This window comes from Ruegeria sp. K11 (genome assembly GCF_056531905.1).
Window position 1 is genome coordinate 24,214 of the sequence record NZ_JBQFMP010000018.1, and the last position, 24,241, is coordinate 48,454.

Genomic DNA, 24,241 nt, shown 5'->3' on the forward strand with positions numbered 1-24,241 from the left:
TGGTCCAAAGGTCCACTGGTAGACCGTGACTGATGAGTTGTTTGGGGGAGGTGGCGGGGGCATGGCGGGTCTCCAGGATCAGATTTGCAGGGGCTCGCCCTGCATCAGGGTAACGCGAGCTTCAAGGCTGGTAAGGCCGGTGTCGACAAGCGCGCCGCCTGACCAGAGCAGAAGTGCGCCGGGGTTGGTTTCGTCGGGCAGGTCGTCTTGCGACACCGTGGTGATTTCGATCCGCCACGTAAGTTTGAACCGTTTCCGCAAGAATACCGTAAGAACGCCGTCGCTGTCGTGGATCCCCGAAAATTCCAACAGCGTGCCATCGGCCAGATCAGCAAGATCGACGTGCGGGCGGCTGGCGGGTACAGCCATCGCGACGGGGCCGTCGATCGCCTCATCATGCGTGATACCATCCGGTGCATCGCGGTCGAGTACCAGCATCAATGACCGTGCTTGCGCCGTCAGCGCCATCGGCAGGTAGGCGGCACGATCATCGGCAAAAGCGAGGATCGCGCTTTGTCCAGCCGCGACCATTTCAATCAGGGCATAGCCGTGTTCATTGGTATGATAGGTCCAGGCGACTGCTGTACCGCTCGCGGGCGGGTCGATGACGAAAACCTCGGCATCGGCGACGGGAAGTAAGTCCGGGTCAACAACACGCACCAGAATTGTGCCTTTCTGATAGCGCTGCGCTGCACCCAGTTGAGCTTGCAGCAAGTCTTGCAACACAATCGGATGCCCTGCTCCGTCAAGCGTGGACATGAGGTCTTCGCTGTCTGACAGCATCAGTGTGCCATAATCGTGTCCCCGTTCGGCAAGTTCCAGCGCTTGTGCAATGCTCAACCCGTCCAACCGCAAAAGCCGCGCTTGCGGGATGAATTCTGCCATCAGGTTTTCGATCGTGAGCCCGCTCAGATCGGCCAGGCTTTGCGCAAGGACGATATCGGGATGGCCCAAGAGCTGCTCCGTGTGGTGAATGCCAACGCCAGCGAGTTCTTCGGCCATTACAGGGCCGATACCGTTAAGCGCTTGGGTGTCATGCCACGTCGTGTCGGCCATTATGTCCTCCTGTCATGGCTGAGTTGGTTAATTGATTGCGTCCCCCAATCCGCTTTCGATCAGAAGCGTAGTAAGCGATGTCCAAGCAGTACCGGAAACGGTTTCGACGCCTTTGACGGGGTCTGCACCGGGCTCGGATGGAACAAGCACAGTGCCGACAAAGCGGTCGAACGATCGCGCCCCCTTGCTTGTCCGCAAAAGGATTCTACGCCCCAATGCCCGATCACGCGTCAGCGCGAAAGCTGCTACAGCCCGTTCATGGGTGGCTCCACTGGTGCCCCGCAATTCCGGCGTATCTACGCCTTTGAGGCGAATTGGAACATAGCTGTAGGTGAGAAAACCCAAATCAACGACGACATCAATCGTGTCTCCATCCACGACATGTTCACACACACATCGAAAATAGTTCGCCTTCGACGCCTCGGCGAAAGAAACGGGGAAATCTTCAAACTGAAATGGCTCGCGGCTCATGTTCTGGCCCGTCCACAGTATGGATCAAAATAATGTCCGATTATGCACTTCTCGGCCGAGTCGAAGCAATGAAGTTCTGTTTAAGCGGGTTGTTCGGCAGAAAATAGCCGTCAAAAACGAGGCGTTGTTCAGGGCTATCCTGAATATTGTTTCTTGGGGTCAGTCGCTCTGACGGCTTAATTTGGCGGGTCATCTGCGGTGTTCGGCTTTGAAACCAAACGATTTATTGAACAAGAACAATCTCAACACCAGTTCGCAGACAATTTTTGCACAGCGCGCGTAAAAGTGCTTGTTTATGAGTTGTTTTATGGTCGTCAGCGCCGGCGGAAGTCTGATCCGGGCACGTCCCACTCACTAAGAATTTCTCCATGACTTGAGATTTGCCGACATGCCTCGAAGGACCGCAGTGCGGCTTGAAATTGAACTTGTTTTTGTGACCAGGGGTTGGGTCACAGGGCGTTCGAGTTAGGACGTTTACGACCGGCTCTATCGTGGCATCTATCTGCTGCACGGGCAGGCCAATTTCTTCCTCTGCAGGAATGTAGCTCCTAGATCGATAAAATCAGAGATAATTCAGCCTTTTGGTGATCCAGAACAGAATTTCCGCCAACACTGAAATTGCCCCTGCTTCCTCGGCGAAAACCAAACCAGTACCCGACGCGCCCAATTTGGTCATCTTTGCACTTTGGTCGTCCGGAATATCTGCAACCATGATATAGTCCGTCGCCCCGGCCAGTTCGCGCAGCGACGGAAGACCCGTTCTGGCATCCAACGCTCCTTCGCTGGTGGCAGACGGAATACCCGAGATCGTCGCTTCAATCTCCGACCCCGGCATACGTCGCAAGGCAACCCGAATAGCGCCGCCAATGGACATGTTCTGCAAGCTGCTCTTTCGTTGCAACGGCCCCCTGAGGCTGGAACTCGGTCGATGCTCCGCGTTTGGCAAGGCGGACAATGTCATCGTGTCGCGTCACCCCAATCGTTTCATCTAAAGTCTCACTTGGTCAAAGCTGGACTGCGAGACTTTCGTTTGAGCGGTGGTGAGACTTGCGAGTTTCTAAGTGGCGCAAATGATCCTCAACTCAAAAAATTGCCGGGCAGTCTGACTGTTTCCGACAAGATCGCCCAAGATGTTTAACCTGCCAAAACCACGCACAACCTGACCCTCGGACGAATTTCGCAGGAAGCTCGGGGGTTAAGTTTGGTTTGTTATCTGACTTAAATCTTGCCACGCCGGGTCAAAACAGGAATTACTGATTTGCCGGTGATAGGTCCGGTTATTTTCACGAAGAAAACCGTGTTGTGCCTTCCAAGGCGGGATAATCGAGCAGCAAGTCAGCAATGACCAGGATCAACCTAGAGCAGTTGAAAACGTTTCTGACCGTCGTCAGGCACGGCGGCGTTCGAAAGGCGGCGGCGGCGCTCAACATCACTCAACCTGCGGCCACTACCAGGATCAAGAATCTGGAAGACTCGCTGGGGTGCCACCTGTTCGAGCGCGAAGCGGGTGGTATGCGTTTGACCAAGCGCGGTGAGCTTTTGTTGGTGCATGCCGAGAAGTTTGAACACCTGACCGAACTTGTCGAACGCGACGTGATCGATCCTGCCGGTGTCGAGGGGCGATTGCGGCTTGGCGTTTCCGAGACCATTGCCCAATGTTGGCTGCCGGATCTCGTGTCACGGTTGCACAGTTGTTACCCCCGGCTTGAGATTGAGTTCAACGTCGATATCTCGGCGCATCTGCGCGAAGGTCTTTTGAGCCGGGACATTGATCTTGCGATCCTTTTGGGGCCGATTTCCGAACACAAGGTCAACAATATCGAACTGCCAGGGTTTGATCTGGCCTGGTATGCCTCTGCATCGCGTGGCGACCTGCCGGACGTGAACGATCTGAACCGGCCGGTTTTGACCTATGCCCGCAACACCCGACCCTATCGCGAGTTGAAAGAAATGCTGTTTGGCCGCGTCGGGCCGGATGTCTCGCTGTTCCCATCCACTTCGTTATCAGCCTGTTTCCGCCTCGTTGAGGCCGATCTGGGCGTCGCCGTCTTGCCGCGCGCGCTGGGGGCGGAACATGTTGCAGCTGGACGGATTGTCGAATTCGACCCGGGATGGGTGCCCTCGCCATTACAGTTTACCGCCTCGTATCTGGGAGAGCCCAAAAGCCACATGATAGAAACCGCAGCGAAGATGGCGCTGGAGGTGGCGAACAGATACCACGGCGATAAAATTTATTGATCGCATGTGACAAAAAATATCAATTTGATTTTATAATTCGAAATTGTGACGCTCCGGGCAACTCAGGAGGTACCTGTGACCGGGTCTTACGAATTGCTCAAATCGCGCCCGCTGATCGATCAACGCACGGCGATACGAGCCGGGGATTACCGCGCGCATACTGCCGGGCTTGGGCAAGGCTATCTGCAAGCGAACCTCGCCATCATGCCCGAAGCCTATGCGCTGGATTTCATGCGTTATTGTCAGCGCAATCCCAAACCATGTCCTTTGACCGGAGTGTCCGATACAGGTAACCCGATGATGTTCACGATGGGCCGGGATATCGACATCCGCACGGATGTTCCGGCCTACAATATCTATTGCGATGGCAAGCTGGCAAACTCGGCCCATGATATCCGTGACATATGGCGCGACGATCTTGTGGCCTTTGCGCTTGGCTGTTCCTTCACCTTCGAACATGCGTTGATACGGGCCGGGATTTCGGTCTGGCATATCGCAAACAACACCACTGTGCCCATGTTTCGGTCCGATATCGATACAGTGCCCGCAGGGCCGTTTTCCGGCAAGATGGTGGTGTCGATGCGGGCAATTCCGGAAGACCGGATCGATGAGATCATCAGGATTTCCCGACGCTTCCCGCTGGCCCATGGAGCCCCGATCCATTGGGGCGATCCGGCCGGGATCGGCATCGAAGACGTCTCAAGACCCGAATGGGGTGACCCGGCCCCGGTCGCACCCGGCCAGATCCCGGTGTTCTGGGCCTGCGGCGTGACCCCGCAGGTCGCGATCGAAGCGGCGCGCCTGCCGCTTTGTATCACGCACAAACCCGGGCACATGCTGATCTCGGATGTAGCCGAGGACGCGGAAAACCCGGTTCTGACTTTCGACTGACACAACCAAAATGTTCAACAAGGAGACCCAGATGAAACGAATTTCAGCATTCCTTGCCGTCACCACAGCGCTGGCCGCGCCGGCACTGGCCGAAGACCTTTCGGTGGTCGGCAGCTGGTCCGGCCTGCCGTTGCACAAGGAATATGAGGCGCCGTTCTGGAGCGAGACGCTGCCGGCGGCTTCAGGCGGTGACATTACCGTCAACCTGACCACGCATAACCAGATGAACCTTGGGGTGGGCGATGTATTCCGCCTGCTGGGTGATGGTGTCTATGACGTGGCGATGACCGTGGCAGACTATGCCGTGGCCGACGCGCCAGAGCTTGAGGGGCTGGACGTGCCGCTTCTTGCCCTGAACGCTGACGATGCACGCGCCATGGTCGATGCCGCCCGCCCGATGGTGGCGGACATCTATCAGGATCGCTTCAACAGCCATGTTCTGGCCATCGCGCCCTATCCGCCGCAGGTGGTCTTCTGCAATGCCGAGGTCTCGGGGTTGGATGATCTGCAAGGCCTCAAGGTGCGTGCCTCGGGGCGAATGACGGCCAAGTTCCTTGAAGCCTTGGGCGCCGAAGGTGTGAATGTCAGCTTCTCCGAAGTGCCCGGTGCGTTGCAGAAAGGTGTTGTGGATTGCGCGGTGACTGGTGCGGGCTCCGGCTATTCCGCAGGCTGGTGGGAAGTGTCCACCCACCTGATGCCGATCCCTCTTGGTGGTTGGGACAGTGTTGTGACCGCCATGAACCTGGACAAATGGAACAGCCTTGATGCCGACACGCAGGCGTTGATCACCGAACAGGTCGCGGCTGAATTCGAAGACCCGGCATGGGCCAGTGCGCAGGACGCGTTGGTGAACGATATCGCATGTCTCACCGGCAATGGCGATTGCCCTGCGGGCGAGGCGCGCGGCATGACGCTCGTTGAGGTCTCAGATGCAGATTTCTCCAAGGCGCGTGACGTGCTGGTGGGCGAGGTGTTGCCTGACTGGGCTGAACGCGCGGGTGGCGACTGGGCAGATCGCTGGAACGCCAGTGTCGGTTCCACCGTTGGTGTGACCATCACGAACTAAGTGTATTGGGTGGGTGCGCATGCGCCCATCCAGCCTTTGGGTTTTCAACGTCTGGATCTGAGCATCGATGATCCAGCCCGTTATTTGTGAGCCAACAGACAGGTCAGAGGCCCCGCATGGAGCATACGGTTCTTGATAATCTGCGTCGCGTGAACAGGTGGGTTGCCATTCTGACAGGGATCGTTCTGCTGGGATGTGCGTGTGTCGTTTTGATGGATATCGTGCTGCGTCAGATCGGATCCTCTTTGGGCGGAACAGATGAGATATCCGGCTATGTCATGGCCATCGCCACTTCGTGGGGCATGGCATTCACGCTTTTGGAGCTGGGGCATGTGCGGATCGATTTTCTGCGCGCTCGCACCGGGCCGCGAACCCGGGCCCTGTTCGACCTTTTTGCGATGACCGTTATGGCGGGAACGGTCACTCTGATCGCTGTCAAATGCTGGCCGGTTCTTGCCCGCTCACTGGCGAATTCCTCGCGGGCAAACACGCCGCTGGAAACACCGCTGGCCTTGGTGCAGGCCCCTTGGTTTGCCGGTTGGGTCTGGTTCGCGATCATGTCGTGGCTGACTTTGTTAGCCGCTTTGATCATGGTCGCGAAAGGCCGCTTTGAGCAGTCCGAGGCCGCAATCGGCTGCTTCGGTGAAGAGGAGGCCGTGAAGTGATCACCTATATCTCGATCGGGCTTCTGGGGCTGTTGTCGCTGTCTATTCCGGTCGGCATCGTGCTGTTCCTGCTTGGTTTCGGCGTCGATGCCTTTTTCAGCCCGTTTCCGTTGATCCGGGGATTGGGAAATCAGGTCTGGTCGACATCGAATAACGCAACCCTGATTGCCATTCCTTTCTTTGTCCTTCTGGGCGAAATTCTCGTGCGTTCCGGCATTGCCATGCGGACCTATGCCGCGCTCGATCGGTGGGTCAGTTGGCTGCCGGGTGGTCTGGTCCATGCCAATGTCGCCACGGCCACGATGTTTTCGGCCACATCGGGGTCTTCGGTGGCCACTGCCGCCACGGTCGCGACGGTCGCAATGCCGCAGGCCGAGAAGCTGGGCTATGATCCCAAGCTGTTCTCGGGCGCCATCGCGGCAGGTGGCACATTGGGCATCATGATCCCGCCTTCGATCAATTTGATCGTCTATGGTTTTCTGACCCAGACCTCTATTCCGCGCCTGTTTCTGGCGGGGCTGGTGCCCGGCCTGGCACTGGCTTTGGGCTTTATGGCCATCACAATGCTGATTTGCATGATCCGCCCGGGCTTGGGCGGCACCCGGCGCGTGTTTCCCTTTGCCGAAATGCTACGCGCGCTGCTGCAGTTGATCCCCATCGTCCTGCTGTTCACGATCATCATCGGAACGATCTACAAGGGCTGGGCCACCCCGACCGAAGCCGCTGCTGTCGGCGTCGCCGGGGCGGTGGTGATTGCGGGGTTTTTCGGCGGGATCAGTCTGAAAATGTTCACCGAGAGTATTTTGGGTACGGTCAAGATCACCTCGATGATCATGCTGGTCGTGATCGCGGCCTCTTTCCTGAACTTCACACTGGCCTCCGCAGGATTGGGGCGTGAGTTGGAAGCCTTCCTGGGCGGTCTGGGTCTGTCGCCTATGGGCACGATCCTTGTCGTAGTGCTGATCTATATCGTGCTGGGGTTCTTTATCGAGACATTGTCGCTGATGGTGGTCACTATCCCCATCATCGTGCCGCTGGTGGTGGCGCAGGGCTATGATCCGATCTGGTTTGGCATACTGATGATCGTCCTGATTGAAATGGCCCTGATCACGCCGCCTGTGGGCCTCAACCTCTATGTCGTTCAGGGTGCGCGCAAGTCGGGCAAAATGAGCGAGGTGATGCTGGGCAGCATCCCCTATGTGGTCGCGATGCTGATTATGGCGGGTCTGTTGATCGCCTTTCCTGGCATCGCACTTTATCTTCCGTCAGTTCTGGGTGGGTGAGACATCATGCAGTTTTTCGTAGGTAAGACGGCGATCGCGGGCCAGATCGATCACCTGATTGTTGCCGGTTGGACCGGGCGGGACGTTGCTGCGGTTCAGCATCACATTGATGAACTGGCGGCCATCGGTGTTGCCCCGCCCAGTCAGGTACCGCTGTTCTATCGGGTTTCGACTGCGTTGCTGACCCAATCGCCATACATCGACGTTCTGGGAACGGCCACGTCGGGAGAGGTCGAGCCGTTGCTCATCCGGCAGGACGGTACGCTTTATCTGGGGCTAGGCTCGGATCACACGGACCGAGAACTTGAGGCCGTATCTGTCGCAGCCTCCAAACAAGCCTGTGCAAAACCGGTCTGCCGGGACCTGTGGCGGTACGACGAAGTGGAACCCCATCTCGACCAGTTGATCCTTCAATGCGAGGTCGAGGAAGGTGGTAAATGGGTGCTGTATCAGCATGGTCCACTGGCCGCGATCCGACCCTTGCAGGATCTGATGGAGGGGGCCGGGCTGTCCGACGGTCAGGCGATGTTTTGCGGCACACTCGGGGCGATCGGTGGGGTACGCCCCGCCACCTCCTATCGCATGAGCCTTACCGACCCGGTCAGGGCGCGCGCGCTGGAGTTCGAGTACCGCGTCCGATCCCTTCCCGTCATCGCCTGAGGATGTGAATGGAATGCCCGGAGATGTGTCTTCGAAGTGGCCCCGGATTCGGACTGCGGGGTATGACGGGTTCGTCGTCAGCTTTGCCGACAGTTTAAGCGAACCGGCCAACCGGGCAGCGCTTGCGTTTCGGTTTGCCATCGAAAAGGCCGGTTGGTCGGGCGTCGAAGAAAGCTCGACCTCGCTGGTGTCCGCCTATCTCAGGTTCGACCCGCTGGAATGCGATCACAGCGCGATGCGCGCGGCGTTGGACAGGTTGCTGGCCGAACAAGACTGGTATGCTGCGGCGCTCCCAACGGGGCGTAGGTTGTGGCGCGTGCCGACGGCTTATGGCGGCGATCTGGCGCCACAACTGGCTGAAGCCGCCCAAGCGGCAGGCCTCAGCGAGGCAGAGGCGATTGCGTCCATTTCAACAACCCGCGTCCGGGCGCAGACCATCGGGTTTGCTCCGGGTATGCCGTATTTGGGTGAATTGGCCCCCGAATGGAACATCCCACGACAAACCGAATTGACGGCGCAAGTGCCCGCCGGGGGGCTGTGCGTGGCAATCCGCCAACTGGTCTTGTTTCCGGTGGCGACCCCCACCGGGTGGCGTCATATCGGCCAAACCGCGTTGCGCCTGTTTCGACCGGACGCCGATGAACCATTTCTGTTTCGACCCGGAGACGAAGTTCTGTTTGAACCGACGAGTCCAGAGACTTTGGAGGCCTTGAGACACGACGAGAATGGTGGCGCAGTCTACGAGGTCATCCGATGACGCGCGCCCTGACCGTCCACCGTATCGGCCCCGGTGCGACTGTGCAGGATCTTGGCAGACCCGGTTATCTGGCCTTTGGTTTGTCGCGTGGCGGTGCTGCGGACCGGTTGGCCTTGGCGGAAGGCGCCGCTCTGCTTGGGCAGACGCCGGATCAAGCCGCACTGGAAATGGTCGGAATGGGGGGAGAGTTCGAGGCAAGCGACGACGTGCGCATTGCGCTGACCGGCGCCCCGATGGCGGCTAATATAGAAGGCGCGCGCATCGCCTGGAATGCAAGTCATCTGTTGCCCAAGGGTGCACGGTTGCAGATCGCTTCGGCGCAAACCGGGACATACGGGTATTTGCATCTAGGCGGGGGAATTTCGGGGCTTCGGCAGTTAGGTTCATGCAGTGCCCATCTTGCAGGCGGCCTCGGGGGTCATGTGGAAGCGGGCGCTTGCCTTGCGGTCGGTATGGACAAGAAAACAGAGACCGGTCTGAAACTGCCCATTGAAGACCGGTTTGGCGGCGGGTCCATCCGGATTGTCGCCAGCCTTCAAACAGAGCTATTTCCCTCTGACGCGCTGGCCCGTTTTGCCGAGACACGCTTTCAACGCGATGCGCGCGGCAACCGGATGGGCGTGCGCCTGATCCCGGATAGTGCGGGTTTCCAAAGCGAGGCTGGCCTGAGTGTTCTGTCCGAGGTGATCGTGCCCGGCGACATACAGATCACCGGCGATGGCACGCCGTTTGTGCTTCTCAGCGAGTGTCAGACGACAGGCGGGTATCCTCGGATCGGATCGGTCCTTCCCGCCGACCTGCCGCGCGTGGCACAGGCACGCCCGGGCGAATGCCTTCGGTTCTCCTTCGTGTCGCTGGAACAGGCCGTCGCTATCCAACGGCGCGCCAGGACGGCTGAAGAAGCCCTGCGGACACAGCTGACATCACTGGTCCGCGATCCTGCCATGGTCGCCGATTTACTGTCCTACCAGCTCATCAGCGGCGTGACTGCGGGTCATGACTTGGATGACTGAACTTCATGGCACTAACAGTCGATAGGGTGAGAGTTTTGCAAAGTGGCACATGTGCGACGAATTTGCCTTGCTTGACGTTGTGACCCCGACCAACGTCGCCTGCGGTGTTTTTACAGGTAACCAAGACAGAGGATTAACGCTCTTGAGCCTGCAGTGGCAACCTTCCCTGATGTCGGAGCGGCTGAGAAGGCCCGCCATGGCCTCCTTAGGTCCTCAAACCTATCCGTTCTCGGCCTTGGACGCGTAAAAGAATGCAATCGCCTGCGCGCGGTTTCTGACTGATAGCTTTTCGTAGATGTTCGAAAGATGGAACTTCACCGTGTTGGTCGAGATATTTAACTCTTTCGACAATTCCAGGTTCGACATGCCCGTGGCGAGCGACTCGAGGATTGCAAGCTCTTTGCGCGACAGAGTTTGCAGCGGATTCTGCTGCATTTTGCGCACGTCGATGAAAGGGAAGACCATTTTGCCTTTCGCGACCTCCACACAGGTTTCCAGCAAGCCTTCGACCTCGCCCGAGCGTGGCGCGAACCCTGCCGCCCCAGCCTGCATGGCTTGTCGCGGAACATCTCCGGCCTCATCCCCATAGACCACAAAGCGTGGTGCGTTGGCCTGTTCTCGCAAGACCTCGATCAATTTGGCTGCGCCCAAGGCGGGCAATTCCCATGATACAATTCCGACCTGAACCGGCACCCGCATGACCGTGCCCAAAAACCCCTCGGCAGTAGACGATGTCGCCACCAAAGAGAATCGCGGGTCGCGTTCGAAAATCTCGGACATGGCAGACAGCACCAGCGGGTTGTTGTTGGCCAGCATGACATCGATAGGGCGCTGAGATATGTCGGACATTGTTTTCCTGTCTGATTTTGCTCAAACCTACCCGTTCGGGCGGGTTCTTTGTTGGTATACTTTCATATTTTTACCCATTCTGGTAGGAACTCACCCGCCAAACTAGATATGCCAAAGCTGTAGTAAGTTACGTTGCGCCCGGACGCAAGTTTCGGTTTTCCTCACGTCAACGCGATCGACGGGATTGGACATCCCCGACTCACAGGAGGAACACATGACGTTTCAGATCTACCCCACGCTCGACATCCCCGAGACGCTGGCAGCTGGCCCGGGGCCGGGCAACACCGACGCCCGCGTGTTGAAAGCCTTCGCCAGCGCCGGTGTCGCCGACCACATGCATGGCGATGTTCTGCGCGGCATGATCGAATGCAAGCATATGCTGCGGCAGGTCTGGGGCACGGACAACACCTATACCTTTGCCGTGGCCGGAACGGGATGGAGCGGGCTGGACACCATGTTCTCGGCCGTCATGCCCGGTGACAAGGTTGTGGCCTTCACCAACGGCACCTTCTCGGGCATCGACGCACTGACGTTGCGGATCAAGGCGGCAACGCCAGAAGAGCATGCTGCCAACCCACTGGACCCACAAGCCGCCAGCGTGACCGTGATCGAAGTCCCTCATGGCCAGCCGGTTACTGGTGAGATGGTTGATGAGGTTTTGGCGCGGCACAAACCCAAATGGGCCTTCATGGCGCATTGGGAAACCGGTTCGGGCCGGGTGAACGATATTCAGGGTTTTTCGGATGCTTGCGAACGCCACGGAGCGATGGGTCTGATCGACGCTGTGTCGTCGCTGGGTGTCGCGGACTTCCGCATTGAAGACTATCCGGGTGTCGCCGGTTGGGCCTCGTGCCCGCAGAAAGGCCTGTGCTGCCTGCCGCTGACCTACGCCCCGGTCAGCTTCACCGACGCTTACATCGACGCGCTGAAAACCTCGGGCGCCTATACCTATGTCCACAACCCGATCTTCGAGGCTCGCCACTGGGGTGTCGTTGACGGCCAGGACGTGGAAAAAGGCACCTATCACCGCACCCATTCGGGATATGCCGTCGCCGCTTTCCATGAATCGCTGCGCCTGACCCTGCAGGAAGGGTTGGCCAAGCGCGCGCATTCCTACCGCACGCACGAGGCTGTTCTGCGCGATGCCGTCACCGCCATGGGCTGCGAGGTCACCTCGGACATGCCCAGCCTTGTGGTGCTGAACCTGCCCGCAGAACTGGCAGGCCGCGAGATGGAGTTGGTGCAGAACTGCCGCGCCCGAGGCTTTGGCATCTGGCCGACGCTCAGCGCGCCGGTTCAGGTCCGCATCGGCATTCTGAACCAGTTGAACCACCAGTCGATCAGCCGCATCGTCCGGCTGTTCGCCGAGGCGATCCATGAGATGGGCGGCTCGGTCGATTTTGAAGCCATCGAAGCGCTGCTGGAAAGCCGCTACGGCACATCTATCGCTGCATAAACGGGAGGGAATGCAGATGGATATCCATGAATATCAGGCCAAAGAGCTTCTGTCGAAGTTCGGGGTCGAAGTGCCCGCAGGTGCTTTGGCGTACAGCCCCGAACAGGCAGCCTATCGCGCCCGGGAAATGGGTGGCGACAAATGGATTGTGAAGGCGCAGGTCCACGCAGGTGGTCGCGGCAAGGCTGGTGGCGTGAAACTGTGCCATTCGGAAAGCGAGATCAGCGCGGCCTGCGACGAGATGTTCGGGCGCAAACTGGTGACGCATCAGACCGGGCCTGAGGGCAAGGGCATCTATCGCGTCTATGTGGAAGCTGCCGTGCCGATTGATCGTGAGATCTATCTGGGTTTTGTGCTGGACCGCTCCAGCCAGCGGGTCATGATCGTGGCTTCGTCGGAAGGCGGGATGGAGATCGAGGATATCTCGGCCGAGCGTCCTGACAGCATCGTGCGATCCATTGTTGAACCAGCGGTGGGTCTGCAGGAATTCCAGGCCCGTGAAATTGCCTTTGATCTTGGGTTGGAACCGCGCCTGATCCAGCACATGGTGCGCACCCTGCAGGGCTGCTATGCGGCGTTCAGCGAGTTGGACGCGACCATGGTCGAGATCAACCCGCTGGTCATCACTGGTGACGACCGGGTGCTGGCGCTGGACGCTAAGATGAGCTTTGATGACAATGCTCTGTTCCGCCATCCGCAAATCGCCGAATTGCGCGACAAGAGCCAGGAAGACCCGCGCGAAAGCCGCGCGGCAGATCGCGGCCTGTCTTATGTCGGTCTGGACGGAAATATCGGCTGCATCGTGAACGGGGCCGGTCTGGCGATGGCCACGATGGACACGATCAAGCTGGCCGGGGGCGAGCCTGCGAACTTCCTGGATATCGGCGGCGGGGCCTCGCCCGAGCGGGTGGCCAAGGCGTTTCGTCTGGTGCTGTCAGATGACAATGTTCAGGCCGTGCTGGTCAATATTTTTGCAGGGATCAACCGCTGTGACTGGGTGGCCGAGGGCGTTGTGCAGGCGCTGCGCGAGTTGGAGATTGACCTGCCGGTCATCGTGCGTCTGGCAGGCACCAATGTCGAGGAAGGTCAGAAAATTCTGGCCAAATCGGGTCTGCCGATCATCCGCGCCACAACTCTGATGGAAGCCGCCGAACGCGCCGTCGGCGCATGGCGCAACGATCTGTCCCAAAACACCAAGATGAGGGCCGTGTAATGAGCATTCTTCTGGACCGCGACACCCGCGTTATCGTTCAGGGCATCACCGGACGCATGGCGCGCCTGCACATCAAGGACATGGTGCAGTACGGTACCAATGTCGTCGGCGGCGTCGTCCCCGGCAAAGGCGGCGAAACCGTCGAAGGCGTTCCGGTTTTCGATACCGTCAAACAGGCCGTCGAGGCCACCGGCGCCGACGCCAGCCTTGTCTTCGTGCCGCCCCCGTTTGCAGCGGATTCGATCATGGAGGCCGCAGACGCGGGCATCCGCTATTGCGTCTGCATCACCGACGGCATTCCCGCGCAGGACATGATCCGCGTAAAACGCTACATGTACCGCTATCCCAAGGACAAACGCATGGTCCTGACCGGCCCGAACTGTGCCGGAACCATCAGCCCCGGCAAGGCGCTGCTGGGGATCATGCCCGGCCATATCTACCTGCCGGGCAATGTGGGCATCATCGGGCGCTCGGGCACGTTGGGCTATGAGGCCGCGGCGCAACTGAAAGAACGTGGTATCGGTGTATCGACCAGCGTCGGCATCGGTGGCGACCCAATCAACGGTTCGTCCTTCCGCGATATCCTTGAGCGGTTCGAACAGGACGAAGACACCGAGGTCATCGCCATGATCGGCGAGATCGGCGGCCCTCAGGAAGCCGAGGCAGCCGAATACATCCGTGACCACATCACCAAGCCCGTTGTGGCCTATGTCGCGGGTCTGACCGCGCCCAAGGGCCGGACCATGGGCCATGCGGGTGCGATCATCTCGGCCTTTGGTGAAAGCGCCAGCGAGAAGGTGGAAATCCTGTCGGCAGCGGGTGTGACCGTGGCCGAAAACCCTGCAGTGATCGGCGAAACTATCGCCCGTGTCATGGGAAAGGCTGCGTGATGGTCAAACCTTCGGTCCTTGTCACCCGTCGCTGGCCTGCCGCCGTCGAGGCGCAACTGGCCGAGAACTATAACACTGTACTGAACACCGGGGACAAGCCATTGTCTCCGGCTGAACTCCGCGACGCGTTGAAGACATACGACGCGGTTCTGCCCACCGTCACCGACACGCTCAGTGCCGAGGCGCTGGACGTACCCGCCGCGCAGACCAGAATTCTGGCCAATTACGGTGTCGGCTACAGCCATATCTGTGAACCAGCGGCGCGTGATCTGGGCATGACCGTCACCAATACGCCGGATGTTTTGTCCGAATGCACCGCCGATCTGGCCATGACGCTGTTGCTGATGGCCGCCCGTCGCGCGGGCGAAGGGGAACGCGAGCTGCGTGCAGGTGGCTGGACCGGCTGGCGTCCGACCCATCTGGTGGGCACCAAGGTCAGCGGCAAGACGCTGGGCATCATCGGCTTTGGCCGCATCGGTCAGGAAATGGCCCGCCGCGCTCATCACGGATTCGGCATGAAGATCCTCGTGCAGAACCGCAGCGCCGTGTCGCCCAATGTGCTGAAACAGTTCAACGCCACGCAGGTCGAGACGGTGGACGCTTTGCTGCCGCAGTGCGATTTCGTCTCGCTGCATTGCCCCGGCGGGGCCGCGAACCGGCATCTGATCAATGGGCGCAGGCTGGACCTGATGAAACCCGACGCCTTCCTGATCAACACCGCGCGCGGTGAGGTGGTGGACGAGCGCGCTTTGGTGCAGTCGCTTATGTTTGACACGATCGGCGGTGCCGCGCTGGACGTGTTTGACGGCGAGCCGCGCATCAACCCGGACCTGCTGCAATGCGACAATCTGGTGATGCTGCCGCATCTGGGCAGCGCCACAAAGGAATCGCGCGAGGCCATGGGCTTTCGCGTGCTGGATAATCTGGGCGACTTTTTCGCAGGCCGCCCACCCCGTGACCGCGTGATTTGACGCACCTTCTTCAAAGGACCAAACTCATGAGCTTTTATGCCATCGAACAAGCCCCCGCGCGCCTGAACCGCAGCGAACTCGCCGTGCCGGGCAGCCAACCAGGCATGTTCGAAAAAGCCGCCAAATCGGATGTCGACGTGATCTTCCTTGATCTCGAAGATGCGGTCGCTCCGGATGAAAAAGAACAGGCCCGCAAGAACATCATTCAGGCCCTAAACGATATCGACTGGGGCACCAAGACCATGTCGGTGCGGATCAACGGACTGGATACACACTACATGTATCGCGATGTGGTGGATGTGGTCGAACAAGCCGGTGAGCGGCTAGACCTTATCATGATCCCCAAGGTCGGCACCGCTGCGGATGTCTATACCGTCGACATGATGGTCACCCAAATCGAAGACGCGATGGGCCACAAGAAACGCATCGGGTTCGAACACATCATCGAAACCGCCCTGGGCATGCAGAATGTCAGCGAAATCGCAGCCGCCTCGAAACGCAACGAGAGCCTGCATTTCGGCGTGGCGGACTATGCCGCCTCCACCCGCGCGCGGACCACGATCATCGGTGGTGTGAACCCCGACTATTCGGTTTTGACCGACCCCGATGGCGACGCGGCCCGCGCAACCCATTGGGGGGACATGTGGCACTATGCGCTGGCCCGTATGGTGGTCGCCGCGCGTGCCAATGGCTTGCGCCCGATTGACGGCCCGTTCGGTGATTTCCAGGACCCCGAGGGCTATAAGGCCGCCGCCAAGCGGGCTGCCGTTCTGGGTTGCGAGGGCAAATGGGCAATCCACCCCAGTCAAATCGCGCTGGCGAACGACGTTATGTCGCCCAGTGACGCCGAAGTCACCAAGGCGCAGCGTATCCTCGTTGCGATGGCCGAGGCTGAAACCGCAGGCAAAGGCGCGGTCTCGCTGGATGGGCGTCTGATTGATTATGCCTCGATCCGGCAGGCCGAAGTGATGGTTGAAAAGGCGCGTCAGATCGCTGCGGCGTGATCGACCGAATGCTGCGCGACAGAGCTAAGACAGTCTTTGAAAACGCAGTGGTTTCAGCAATTTCTATGGATCGCGCTATCAAAAAGCGCGGTCCCTTGACGTGCCAGCTGTCGAGAAATCAGGACGAAAAGATCTGACCGATTGAGCCAAGAACAGGCAGTAATCAAACCCTCTCCAACAAGCTTTTTTGGCAGCGCAGAAACTTCTTCCCGAAGCGCAGAAAACCGGCTCCGGCCATGTCTTTCTGACAAGATCCAGAGTTTAGATTGGCGCCAACCCAAGTATTTCTCGCGCTTGAGCTGGGGTGGCGACCGGGCGGTTAAATTGGGTGCAAATTTCTACAGTGCGTTTCACCAGAGCCGCATTTGATGGAGCTAGTGTTTTACCGTCCAAACGAACGTTATCCTCCAAACCTGTCCGGGCGTGGCCTCCGGAGGAAATTGCCCAATCATTCAGGACAATTTGGTTCGCTCCAATCCCAGCGGCACACCAAGGTGCCTCCGGGAACAGCCGGTTAACTGTTTTGACATAAAAGTCAAAGACTTCGCGATCGGCCGGCATCGCGTTTTTCACCCCCATAACGAATTGGACATAGGGCGTTTCTTTAATTTGCCCTTTCTGATGCATTTCTGCGGCCTTCAGGATGTGACTCAAATCAAAGGCTTCTATCTCTGGCTTGACGCCGTAGTTGTTCATCTCGTCGGCCAGCCAGTCGACCAGATAGGGTGGGTTTTCATAAACGCGTGTCGGAAAGTTGTTCGACCCCACGGATAAAGAGGCCATATCCGGCCGCAGCGGCAACATGCCTCCGCGCGTCTTGCCTGCCCCTGAACGCCCGCCTGTCGAAAACTGGATGATCATACCGGGGCAGTGTTTCTCAAGCCCCTCTTTCAACCTTGCGAACTTTTCCGGGTCGCTTGACGGTGTCTCGTCATCATTTCGAACATGGGCATGGCAAATCGATGCCCCTGCCTCAAAAGCTGCCTGTGTGCTTTCGACTTGTTCTTCAACTGTTATGGGGACAGCCGGGTTATTGGCCTTTGTTGGCAAGGAGCCGGTTATTGCAACGCAAATGATGCAGGGGTCGGCCATTTCAGGCCTCTTTCGGTGCGAGGACAAAGTCGAATTCGACATCCCAATACGGACCTTCAAAGCCAACTTCCGCAGATCGCGCCGGATCATCGACCTGGTTGAATTCGGCGATCAGGCTTTCTTTGACGCCAAATACCGCATCCGAGTTGATATATTGGTCATCGGGATCGAAGATATGCGTGGTCAGGTCGTCGTAGCCGTCTTTTGAAACGATATAGTGTAAGTGTGCTGGTCTGTACGGGTGTCGACCAAGACGCTTCAACAGATCGCCCACCGGCCCATCATCCGGGATCGGATAGTTCTTTGGCCGCACCGCACGGAACCAATAGGCTCCATCAGCACCGGTCGTGAAGACGCCGCGCAGGTTGAAATCAGGCTGAATGCCTTTCTGCTGTACGTCGTAAAACCCGTCATCATTGGCTTGCCAGACATCAATCTTGACCCCTTCCAACGGATTGCCTTCCACATCGGCAACACGACCCCGCACCACCATGTCCTCACCCTTTTGGTCGAGGCAAATATTGTGGCCCATCTCGTATTCCGGGGCACCTCCTACGTGGAAAGGGCCCAGCACGGTGTTCTCGGAAGCTCCGGTTGGGCGACGAGAATTCACCGCATCCACCAACATCGACACGCCCAGAACATCGGACAGAAGAATGTATTCCTGTCTCCAGTCATCGCACATATGCCCAACCTTGGTCAGAAACATAATGGCTTCGAACCATTCCTGCTGCGTTGGTTCGATTTCCTTCACAGCTTCATGGAGCTTTCGCGTGATGACCTCCATCACCTGCTTAAGCCGTTCGCTTTCAGCATTTTTGTTCCGTGCGGTGACGACCTCGGAAGAGTTTTCCTCGGTGAAGTATCCCTTCTCATGCGAGTGCATTTTGGCCTCCTGACTTGTATAAGCTTGCTCCAGATTGGCTCATCGCGAAAGTACTGTGGTCAGCGCGCGTCGCAGTTCGGCTTCGGCATCCGCAGCCATATTGGCTGAGCGCCATGCCACGTGTTGATCAGGGCGGACCAACAAACAGCCCGTATCCGAAACCTCCGACGCCCGCGCCCAATCCCCGGTGTGGTCGACATAGGTCTGGCGCGGGCCGATGACGTGACAGCGAATGGGCATTCCCAGTTCCCGAGACACAGCCTCGGCTGCGGTTACCCAAGCCTCGCCTCCGATTCCCGTAAGCAGTGTGAATTCTCCGCGACCGCACAAGTCCAGCGTCGAATGTTTGTTGCCCGTATTGTGATCGAAAACCCAGACATGTGGAATTCGAGCACCCGGCCACGTGGTCGGCTGGTAATGAAGTTCCGCGTCCTGATCGAAACCGGGGTTGGGCTGGTCGTCCGTTTCAATCGCGCAGGAGTCGTAGCGTTGGTTCATTTCAACGCCATGCGCATCGAACTCATATTTCTTGAAGGCAATGGCCTCGCGAATGGCCTGTCTTTGTGCCGCAGCTTCCGGTGTTGAGCCTGTGCGAGCCTCAAGGTTGCTTTGCATGACCTGCGGGTCAACGCCTTCAGCCATTCCCAGCGATTCAAAGATCGGTCCGAACTCGCCAATCGACTGGTTCGCGCGCGTGACGATCTGTTTTGCGACAGGCGCGCGTTCCTCGCTGTAGCTGTCCAGCAAGCTCTCACCCGCATGACCTTTCAGGACAGCTGCCAGTTTCCAGGCGAGGTTAAAGCTGTCTTGTATCGAAGTATTTGACCCCAGCCCGTTCGACGGCGGATGGCGATGCGCGGCGTCGCCCATGATGAACACGCGATCCTTTTGCATATGGGTCGCGTACATATTGTTGACGGTCCAGGTGTTGGCGCTGATCAGTTCGATCTCAAGCTCGGGGTCGCCAACAAGCTGGCGCGCAACCTGTGTGGCCATGGCCGCGTCAACTTCGGGCGCAGGTTGGTTGATGTCATAGCCCCAAACGATGAGCCATTCGTTCCACGGGCGGACCATGCGGACCAGACCCATGCCGATGCCACCCACATTCGCACCGGGCTGCATCACCCAATAAAGGACCGATGGCCGATGCGCGACGTATTTACTGAGGTCCGCACGGAACAGGATATTCATGGACCCGCCGACACCCATCTGACCTTCGAACGGCAGACCGACATGTTCGGCGACCAGAGAATTACCCCCGTCCGCGCCGACCAGGTATTTCGATCGGATCGTGATTTCTTCGCCCGACAAACGATCCAAACAGGTCGTTGTCACACCATCTGCGTCTTGCTCATGTCGCAAGTATTCGGTGCTCATCCGCGCTTGAGTCCCACGGCGACAGGCCGTGCCGAACAGGATCGGCTCCATGAAAGTCTGAGGCAAATCGTTCATCATGGTCGGGCTGGACAGCAGGTGTTCGGCCTTGGAAAGCGGATGATTGCCCCAGCTTTTCATCCGTCCGATTTCCTCACCGGCGAGGCTTTCGCAGAACACGTTTTCACCCATCAAATCCTGATGCGCGGCATGCATATAGGCCTCGGCTTCGACCTCGTGACCAAGGTCGCGCAACACCTCCATGGTCCGTTGATTGGTGATATGCGCGCGCGGTGTATTGGCCAGCCAGCGATAGCGGTTGATGACCATGTTTTCGACGCCATAGCTCGACAGCAAAGCCGCCGTTGCAGACCCCGCCGGTCCGGTCCCGATGATCAGGACATCCGTTGTGATGGTGGCCATAAACTCTCTCCCTTGTTCTTTGAATTTCTCAGGACCGTGGGTCCCAGAGGCGCCCGTCATATTCGGTCTCATAGGCTTTGCCGTCCGGGTAGCTGACCAGTTCCAACTGCATGCCCCAGGGGGCGAGGAAATAGACCCATGTTTCACCGGCGCTTGGGCCGTCGGTCATGGTGGTCGGGTTGCCGAGGACCTGAATACCCTTGTCCTGCAAATAGCTGACGGCACCTTCCATATCGGTGGTGTAAAACGCGATGTGATGCCCGCCGATATCCGAGTTGCGCGGCAGTTTCGTATCCTGATCGGGTGCGGTGTATTCGAAGATCTCGAAATTGGCGCCATTGCCGCAGCGCACCAGCCGCATTGTCGGGATCTCGGCCTTGGCGTCCACATTCAGATGGTCTGCCATCCATGTGCTGTCACCGCCCGAGAACGGCCCCAACGGGTAGAACACATTGCAGCCGATCACGTCCTGAAAGAAGGTGACAGCCTCATCAACGCTCGGGACTGTAAACCCCACATGGTCTGTGCCCGTCATTCCCGGCAGGGAACTGCCAGCAAATGCACCAGTTCCAAGTGCTGCGACCGCGACCGTCAATGCGAGTGTTTTCATGGATCAATCCTCCTTGTTCAACTGCGCGCCAATCACCAGACGACGGCGCACGGGGAATATTTGAAGCCCGGTTTTCTCAGAGATCAGCCCCCAGATGCCGCGCGGTGCGAAGAGCATGACGGCGATGCCGATCAGCCCGAGCACCATGAGATACCAGGAGCCGTAATCGGCCAGCAGGCTTTGCAGGATGAAGAAGATCAACACGCCCAGGATCGGACCTTCGATGGTGCCGATGCCTCCGATCACGACGATGAAGATCACGTAAGCCGTCCAGTCGGTGACCGAGAACGCGGCATCAGGCGAAATCCGCAGTTTCTGAACGTAGATCAGCGCACCTGTCAGCCCGGTTCCTGCGGCTGAGACAAGATAGACCAGCCATTTCATCCGCACCGCATCGACACCGACGGATTTCGCGGCTTCAACGTTGTCTCGGACAGCAGCCAGTGCCAGCCCACGTTTTGTTCTGAGCAGCCAGTAGATACCAGCGATTGTTGCGATCACCAGCGCCAAGGCCAGCCAGTACGTCAGGATATCCCGTGCGGCCGCACCGCGAACGTCAAACGTCGTCTGAATCCATTCGGTCGCCCACATCTCGCGCGTAGCCGTGCGCGGCAGAGAGGTTCCGGTGCCACCGCCGAGCACTTTCCATTGCGCCACCAGCAGGCGCATGACCTCGGCGATGACCCATGTGCCGATGGCGAAATAAGCCCCTTGCAGGCGGAAGGCGAAGAAGGCCGTGGGGATGGCGACAATCATGGCTGCAACGCCGCCCAGCAGGACCGCCGGAACCGGGTCCATACCCCAAAGGATGACACCGCCGAACATGGCGTAGGCGCCCATGCCAACGAACGCTTGCTGGCCGACGGACACAAGACCACCATACCCCGCCAGCAAGTTCCAGAACTGCGCCAGTACAAGCATGGTGAAGATGAAGAACAGGTCCTGGATCAACCCTCGGCTGGCAAATGTCGGCAGCAGGATGAACAGGATGATCAGGGCGATGCAGACGGCTCCGGCGCTGTAGGACGCGCGGGTCTGTGTCTGGACGCGGTACATTGAGGTATCGGCCATCAGTCCACCGCCCTTGGAAACAGGCCTCTGGGTTTGATCAGAAGCACGAAAAGAAACGCCAGGTGACCAGCCAGGATTTGCCATTCGGGGTTGATTGCGGCCCCGACAGTCTGAGCGACGCCGATAATGATGCCTCCGACCAACGTGCCCCACAGGCTTCCGAGGCCACCAATGATCACTGCCTCAAAAGCGTAGATCAGGCGCGCAGGACCAATATTTGGGTCAAAGTTGGCCCGCATTCCCAGATAAAGCGCCGCCAAGGTAACGACCAGCATTGCGATGGCTGTCGCAGTGGCGAAGATACGTTCTGGCCGGATACCCATCAGACCCGCTGTCACCGCATCGTCCGAGGTCGCGCGGAACGCCCGCCCCAGTTCCGTGCGATAGAAAAGCTGGTTCAGACCGATGATGACAAGGATTGCCGAGGCAAAGGTCAGCAGCGGCAGAACGCCGAGGTTCAGCGCGCCCATTTGAACGGAAGCCGTTGCTATTTCGCCCGCAGGCAAACGTTGGCTATCTGCTGAGAACCCTTCGAGCAGAGCATTCTGCAAGACGACCGACAGACCGAATGTCGCAAGCAAAGGCGGTAGGATATCAGGCCCCAGAACGCGGTTCAGCACGTGCTTCTGCAAGGCCCAACCCAGGCCAAACATGATCGGTGCGGCAATGGTCGCTGCCAGGAACGGAGAAAGCCCAAGCAGTGAGACCAGCAGAAGGATCAGATACGCGGCAAAGACGATCAGATCGCCATGGGCCAGATTGACCAAGCGCATGATCCCGAACACAAGGCTCAGACCTGCCGCGAACAGCGCATAGAGCCCGCCCAGCAGCACGCCCTGAATGATGGTGTCGATCCAGATCATGCCGCGGCCGCTCCGAAATAGGCGTCGTGTATGGCCTCGCGGCTGAGCGAGTCTGCGGTGCCTTCCAGCGTGACGCGGCCTTCCATCATGCAGTAGACGCGATCGGCGACCTTCATGGCCTGGCCAATATCCTGTTCCACCACGATCAGGCTGGCTCCGGCCTCCTGAATGCGAGGGACTGCGTCGTAGATGTCCTTTATGACCACAGGTGCGAGACCAAGGCTGATCTCATCGCACAACAGAACGCGCGGATTGCTCATCAGGGCGCGGCCAATGGCCACCATCTGCTGTTGCCCGCCAGAAAGGGCTGTGCCCGGGTGGCTCCGGCGCTCTTTCAGGATCGGGAACAGGTCGTAGATTGTTTGCAAAGACCAAGGGCCGGGTGCCTTTCGGCCATAGGTGCCGATCAGCAAGTTTTCCTCGACGCTTAGGGAAGGAAACAGCCGACGCCCTTCAGGCACCATTGCCACCCCGCGCGCCATGATCTCATCTGCGGGCAGATCGCCGATGGGTTGCCCGTCAAAGCGCACCTGATCAGACCCGTTGGTCAGAACACCGGAGATCGAGCGCATGAGGGTCGATTTCCCGGCCCCGTTTGCACCGATGATGGCAACGGTTTCACCTTCGTCCAGGTTGATGTCCACACCGAACAGGGCTTGGAAATCTCCATAATGGGCGGTCAGCGCGTGGGTTTCCAGCAGGCTCATCAGACTTCGATCCCCAGATAGATTTCTTTGACTTCCCGGCTGTTCATGATCTCGTCCGGGTCACCCAGACCGATGACCTTGCCGAAATCCAGAACCAGCAGCCGTTCAACGACCGAAGTGAGCGCATGCAGGACGTGTTCGATCCAGATGATCGTCACGCCACTGCTGTGTAGCCCCTTGATCGTGTTGATCAGGGCGGTGCATTCCGCGTCAGTCAGGCCTCCGGCGATTTCATCAAGCAACAGCAGCTTAGGGTTCGTCGCCATTGCGCGGGCCAACTCCAGCCGCTTACGTTGCAGCAAACGCAAGCCGCTGGCCGGGTCATTCGCCACGTCCAGCAATTCCGTTTGCTCCAGAATTTGGGCACAAGCCTGTTCGACCTCCTGTTCAGATTTGCTCTGACCGTGCGTCGCCGCCACCAGCAGGTTTTCGAACACCGTCAGGTGATCAAATGGCTGCGGGATCTGGAACGAACGACCTATGCCCGACAGGCATCGCTGCATGGGTGGCACGCGCGTCACGTCAGCCCCGTCGAAATGGATTGATCCAGTATCAGAGGTCAGGTTGCCGGTAATCAGATTGAACAAAGTCGACTTTCCAGCCCCATTCGGACCAATAATCCCAAGGGCTTGCCCCTGTTCGACGTCAAAGCTGACATCGTCCGTAACGGTCAGGGCTCCGAAGCTTTTGGAGACGTTTTTGAGCGAAAGAATGGTCATACCGGTGTTCCTG

Annotated in this window: 25 protein-coding genes and 1 pseudogene; 14 read left to right on the top strand and 12 right to left on the bottom strand. The window is 58.5% G+C overall.

Annotation, left to right across the window (positions count from 1 at the left end; genetic code table 11):
• Nucleotides 1-78: 78 nt before the first annotated feature.
• The 3 genes from ACR0K4_RS20565 to ACR0K4_RS20575 all read right to left on the bottom strand — a co-directional run bounded on the left by ACR0K4_RS20565 (nucleotide 79) and on the right by ACR0K4_RS20575 (nucleotide 2,401).
• The gene (locus tag ACR0K4_RS20565) at nucleotides 79-1,056 is read right to left on the bottom strand and encodes a hypothetical protein (RefSeq protein ID WP_480855540.1); all 978 of its coding nucleotides are present in this window, start codon (nucleotides 1,054-1,056) and stop codon (nucleotides 79-81) included.
• Nucleotides 1,057-1,083: 27 nt separating this feature from the next.
• Nucleotides 1,084-1,527: a thermonuclease family protein gene (locus ACR0K4_RS20570; protein WP_480855541.1), complete on the bottom strand. Its 444-nt coding sequence runs from the start codon at nucleotides 1,525-1,527 to the stop codon at nucleotides 1,084-1,086.
• Nucleotides 1,528-2,089: 562 nt separating this feature from the next.
• The gene (locus ACR0K4_RS20575; RefSeq protein ID WP_480855543.1) at nucleotides 2,090-2,401 is read right to left on the bottom strand and encodes a hypothetical protein; all 312 of its coding nucleotides are present in this window, start codon (nucleotides 2,399-2,401) and stop codon (nucleotides 2,090-2,092) included.
• A 467-nt stretch (nucleotides 2,402-2,868) separates the two neighbouring features.
• Here ACR0K4_RS20575 and ACR0K4_RS20580 point away from each other — a divergent pair, with 467 nt between their 5' ends.
• From ACR0K4_RS20580 to ACR0K4_RS20620, 9 genes and pseudogenes are all read left to right on the top strand, one after another.
• On the top strand, nucleotides 2,869-3,765 hold the full coding sequence (locus tag ACR0K4_RS20580; protein ID WP_480855544.1) for a LysR family transcriptional regulator: 897 nt from the start codon (nucleotides 2,869-2,871) through the stop codon (nucleotides 3,763-3,765).
• A 75-nt stretch (nucleotides 3,766-3,840) separates the two neighbouring features.
• Nucleotides 3,841-4,656, top strand: a complete 816-nt coding sequence (locus ACR0K4_RS20585) for a putative hydro-lyase (RefSeq protein WP_480855545.1) — start codon at nucleotides 3,841-3,843, stop codon at nucleotides 4,654-4,656.
• A gap of 31 nt (nucleotides 4,657-4,687) precedes the next feature.
• Nucleotides 4,688-5,722 (top strand): TRAP transporter substrate-binding protein, encoded by a 1,035-nt coding sequence (locus ACR0K4_RS20590; RefSeq protein ID WP_480855546.1) that lies wholly within the window; start codon nucleotides 4,688-4,690, stop codon nucleotides 5,720-5,722.
• Nucleotides 5,723-5,838: 116 nt separating this feature from the next.
• A complete protein-coding gene (locus tag ACR0K4_RS20595; protein ID WP_480855547.1) occupies nucleotides 5,839-6,387 on the top strand; it encodes a TRAP transporter small permease subunit in 549 nt (182 codons plus the stop codon).
• Nucleotides 6,384-7,670, top strand: coding sequence for a TRAP transporter large permease (locus tag ACR0K4_RS20600; protein WP_480855549.1), 1,287 nt, complete (start codon nucleotides 6,384-6,386; stop codon nucleotides 7,668-7,670). Before ACR0K4_RS20595 ends, ACR0K4_RS20600 begins: the two co-directional genes overlap by 4 nt.
• Nucleotides 7,671-7,676: 6 nt before the next feature.
• The gene (locus ACR0K4_RS20605; protein WP_480855550.1) at nucleotides 7,677-8,330 is read left to right on the top strand and encodes a DUF2848 domain-containing protein; all 654 of its coding nucleotides are present in this window, start codon (nucleotides 7,677-7,679) and stop codon (nucleotides 8,328-8,330) included.
• A 13-nt stretch (nucleotides 8,331-8,343) separates the two neighbouring features.
• A complete protein-coding gene (locus ACR0K4_RS20610) occupies nucleotides 8,344-9,087 on the top strand; it encodes a 5-oxoprolinase subunit B family protein (protein WP_480855551.1) in 744 nt (247 codons plus the stop codon).
• On the top strand, nucleotides 9,084-10,100 hold the full coding sequence (locus tag ACR0K4_RS20615) for a 5-oxoprolinase subunit C family protein (RefSeq protein ID WP_480855552.1): 1,017 nt from the start codon (nucleotides 9,084-9,086) through the stop codon (nucleotides 10,098-10,100). The genes ACR0K4_RS20610 and ACR0K4_RS20615 overlap by 4 nt, the downstream gene beginning before the upstream one ends.
• Nucleotides 10,101-10,137: 37 nt before the next feature.
• Nucleotides 10,138-10,347, top strand: a pseudogene (locus ACR0K4_RS20620) (hypothetical protein); the annotation flags it as partial.
• On the opposite strand, the gene ACR0K4_RS20625 reads toward ACR0K4_RS20620, so the two are convergent.
• Nucleotides 10,320-10,949, bottom strand: a complete 630-nt coding sequence (locus ACR0K4_RS20625; RefSeq protein ID WP_480855553.1) for a LuxR C-terminal-related transcriptional regulator — start codon at nucleotides 10,947-10,949, stop codon at nucleotides 10,320-10,322. The pseudogene ACR0K4_RS20620 and the gene ACR0K4_RS20625 overlap by 28 nt on opposite strands.
• Before the next feature lie 214 nt (nucleotides 10,950-11,163).
• Between ACR0K4_RS20625 and ACR0K4_RS20630 the strand changes: the two genes are divergently transcribed.
• The 5 genes from ACR0K4_RS20630 to ACR0K4_RS20650 are packed head-to-tail and all read left to right on the top strand — an operon-like array spanning nucleotide 11,164 to nucleotide 16,483.
• Entirely contained in the window at nucleotides 11,164-12,405 is a 1,242-nt protein-coding gene (locus ACR0K4_RS20630) for a pyridoxal-phosphate-dependent aminotransferase family protein (RefSeq protein ID WP_480855555.1), read from the top strand.
• A 16-nt stretch (nucleotides 12,406-12,421) separates the two neighbouring features.
• Nucleotides 12,422-13,618 carry a malate--CoA ligase subunit beta gene (locus ACR0K4_RS20635; protein ID WP_480855556.1) on the top strand — a complete coding sequence of 399 codons (1,197 nt, stop codon included), beginning with the start codon at nucleotides 12,422-12,424 and terminating at the stop codon, nucleotides 13,616-13,618.
• Entirely contained in the window at nucleotides 13,618-14,508 is an 891-nt protein-coding gene (sucD, locus tag ACR0K4_RS20640) for a succinate--CoA ligase subunit alpha (protein ID WP_480855557.1), read from the top strand. The genes ACR0K4_RS20635 and sucD overlap by 1 nt, the downstream gene beginning before the upstream one ends.
• A complete protein-coding gene (locus tag ACR0K4_RS20645; protein WP_480521996.1) occupies nucleotides 14,508-15,479 on the top strand; it encodes a 2-hydroxyacid dehydrogenase in 972 nt (323 codons plus the stop codon). The genes sucD and ACR0K4_RS20645 overlap by 1 nt, the downstream gene beginning before the upstream one ends.
• 26 nt (nucleotides 15,480-15,505) lie before the next feature.
• Nucleotides 15,506-16,483, top strand: coding sequence for an HpcH/HpaI aldolase/citrate lyase family protein (locus tag ACR0K4_RS20650; protein WP_480521934.1), 978 nt, complete (start codon nucleotides 15,506-15,508; stop codon nucleotides 16,481-16,483).
• Nucleotides 16,484-16,744: 261 nt separating this feature from the next.
• On the opposite strand, the gene ACR0K4_RS20655 is transcribed toward ACR0K4_RS20650, so the two are convergent.
• Genes ACR0K4_RS20655 through ACR0K4_RS20690 form a run of 8 tightly spaced genes read right to left on the bottom strand, consistent with a single transcriptional unit; the run spans nucleotide 16,745 to nucleotide 24,228 of the window.
• Nucleotides 16,745-17,575, bottom strand: a complete 831-nt coding sequence (locus tag ACR0K4_RS20655; protein WP_480855558.1) for a 3-oxoadipate:acetyl-CoA acetyltransferase — start codon at nucleotides 17,573-17,575, stop codon at nucleotides 16,745-16,747.
• A gap of 1 nt (nucleotide 17,576) precedes the next feature.
• Complete coding sequence (locus tag ACR0K4_RS20660) at nucleotides 17,577-18,461, bottom strand: intradiol ring-cleavage dioxygenase (RefSeq protein ID WP_480855560.1); 885 nt, start codon at nucleotides 18,459-18,461, stop codon at nucleotides 17,577-17,579.
• 39 nt (nucleotides 18,462-18,500) lie between these two features.
• Entirely contained in the window at nucleotides 18,501-20,258 is a 1,758-nt protein-coding gene (locus ACR0K4_RS20665; RefSeq protein WP_480855561.1) for an FAD-dependent oxidoreductase, read from the bottom strand.
• 28 nt (nucleotides 20,259-20,286) lie between these two features.
• Nucleotides 20,287-20,868, bottom strand: coding sequence for a VOC family protein (locus ACR0K4_RS20670; protein ID WP_480855562.1), 582 nt, complete (start codon nucleotides 20,866-20,868; stop codon nucleotides 20,287-20,289).
• Between the two features lie 3 nt (nucleotides 20,869-20,871).
• Entirely contained in the window at nucleotides 20,872-21,939 is a 1,068-nt protein-coding gene (locus ACR0K4_RS20675) for a branched-chain amino acid ABC transporter permease (protein ID WP_480855563.1), read from the bottom strand.
• Nucleotides 21,939-22,802, bottom strand: a complete 864-nt coding sequence (locus ACR0K4_RS20680) for a branched-chain amino acid ABC transporter permease (RefSeq protein WP_480855565.1) — start codon at nucleotides 22,800-22,802, stop codon at nucleotides 21,939-21,941. The genes ACR0K4_RS20675 and ACR0K4_RS20680 overlap by 1 nt, the downstream gene beginning before the upstream one ends.
• A complete protein-coding gene (locus ACR0K4_RS20685; protein ID WP_480855566.1) occupies nucleotides 22,799-23,509 on the bottom strand; it encodes an ABC transporter ATP-binding protein in 711 nt (236 codons plus the stop codon). The genes ACR0K4_RS20680 and ACR0K4_RS20685 overlap by 4 nt, the downstream gene beginning before the upstream one ends.
• Nucleotides 23,509-24,228, bottom strand: a complete 720-nt coding sequence (locus ACR0K4_RS20690; protein ID WP_480855567.1) for an ABC transporter ATP-binding protein — start codon at nucleotides 24,226-24,228, stop codon at nucleotides 23,509-23,511. The genes ACR0K4_RS20685 and ACR0K4_RS20690 overlap by 1 nt, the downstream gene beginning before the upstream one ends.
• Between the last annotated feature and the right edge of the window lie 13 nt (nucleotides 24,229-24,241).

Bases quoted from the DNA above. Each gene is read 5' to 3' on its own strand.
- ACR0K4_RS20580 (WP_480855544.1), top strand. From the start codon at position 2,869: ATGACCAGGATCAACCTAGAGCAGTTGAAAACGTTTCTGACCGTCGTC.
- ACR0K4_RS20680 (WP_480855565.1), bottom strand. From the start codon at position 22,802: ATGATCTGGATCGACACCATCATTCAGGGCGTGCTGCTGGGCGGGCTC.
- ACR0K4_RS20650 (WP_480521934.1), top strand. From the start codon at position 15,506: ATGAGCTTTTATGCCATCGAACAAGCCCCCGCGCGCCTGAACCGCAGC.
- ACR0K4_RS20655 (WP_480855558.1), bottom strand. From the start codon at position 17,575: ATGGCCGACCCCTGCATCATTTGCGTTGCAATAACCGGCTCCTTGCCA.
- ACR0K4_RS20645 (WP_480521996.1), top strand. From the start codon at position 14,508: ATGGTCAAACCTTCGGTCCTTGTCACCCGTCGCTGGCCTGCCGCCGTC.
- ACR0K4_RS20665 (WP_480855561.1), bottom strand. From the start codon at position 20,258: ATGGCCACCATCACAACGGATGTCCTGATCATCGGGACCGGACCGGCG.
- ACR0K4_RS20590 (WP_480855546.1), top strand. From the start codon at position 4,688: ATGAAACGAATTTCAGCATTCCTTGCCGTCACCACAGCGCTGGCCGCG.
- ACR0K4_RS20660 (WP_480855560.1), bottom strand. From the start codon at position 18,461: ATGCACTCGCATGAGAAGGGATACTTCACCGAGGAAAACTCTTCCGAG.
- ACR0K4_RS20605 (WP_480855550.1), top strand. From the start codon at position 7,677: ATGCAGTTTTTCGTAGGTAAGACGGCGATCGCGGGCCAGATCGATCAC.
- sucD (WP_480855557.1), top strand. From the start codon at position 13,618: ATGAGCATTCTTCTGGACCGCGACACCCGCGTTATCGTTCAGGGCATC.
- ACR0K4_RS20575 (WP_480855543.1), bottom strand. From the start codon at position 2,401: ATGTCCATTGGCGGCGCTATTCGGGTTGCCTTGCGACGTATGCCGGGG.
- ACR0K4_RS20690 (WP_480855567.1), bottom strand. From the start codon at position 24,228: ATGACCATTCTTTCGCTCAAAAACGTCTCCAAAAGCTTCGGAGCCCTG.
- ACR0K4_RS20595 (WP_480855547.1), top strand. From the start codon at position 5,839: ATGGAGCATACGGTTCTTGATAATCTGCGTCGCGTGAACAGGTGGGTT.
- ACR0K4_RS20625 (WP_480855553.1), bottom strand. From the start codon at position 10,949: ATGTCCGACATATCTCAGCGCCCTATCGATGTCATGCTGGCCAACAAC.
- ACR0K4_RS20615 (WP_480855552.1), top strand. From the start codon at position 9,084: ATGACGCGCGCCCTGACCGTCCACCGTATCGGCCCCGGTGCGACTGTG.
- ACR0K4_RS20630 (WP_480855555.1), top strand. From the start codon at position 11,164: ATGACGTTTCAGATCTACCCCACGCTCGACATCCCCGAGACGCTGGCA.
- ACR0K4_RS20610 (WP_480855551.1), top strand. From the start codon at position 8,344: ATGCCCGGAGATGTGTCTTCGAAGTGGCCCCGGATTCGGACTGCGGGG.
- ACR0K4_RS20685 (WP_480855566.1), bottom strand. From the start codon at position 23,509: ATGAGCCTGCTGGAAACCCACGCGCTGACCGCCCATTATGGAGATTTC.
- ACR0K4_RS20675 (WP_480855563.1), bottom strand. From the start codon at position 21,939: ATGGCCGATACCTCAATGTACCGCGTCCAGACACAGACCCGCGCGTCC.
- ACR0K4_RS20565 (WP_480855540.1), bottom strand. From the start codon at position 1,056: ATGGCCGACACGACGTGGCATGACACCCAAGCGCTTAACGGTATCGGC.
- ACR0K4_RS20670 (WP_480855562.1), bottom strand. From the start codon at position 20,868: ATGAAAACACTCGCATTGACGGTCGCGGTCGCAGCACTTGGAACTGGT.
- ACR0K4_RS20635 (WP_480855556.1), top strand. From the start codon at position 12,422: ATGGATATCCATGAATATCAGGCCAAAGAGCTTCTGTCGAAGTTCGGG.
- ACR0K4_RS20570 (WP_480855541.1), bottom strand. From the start codon at position 1,527: ATGAGCCGCGAGCCATTTCAGTTTGAAGATTTCCCCGTTTCTTTCGCC.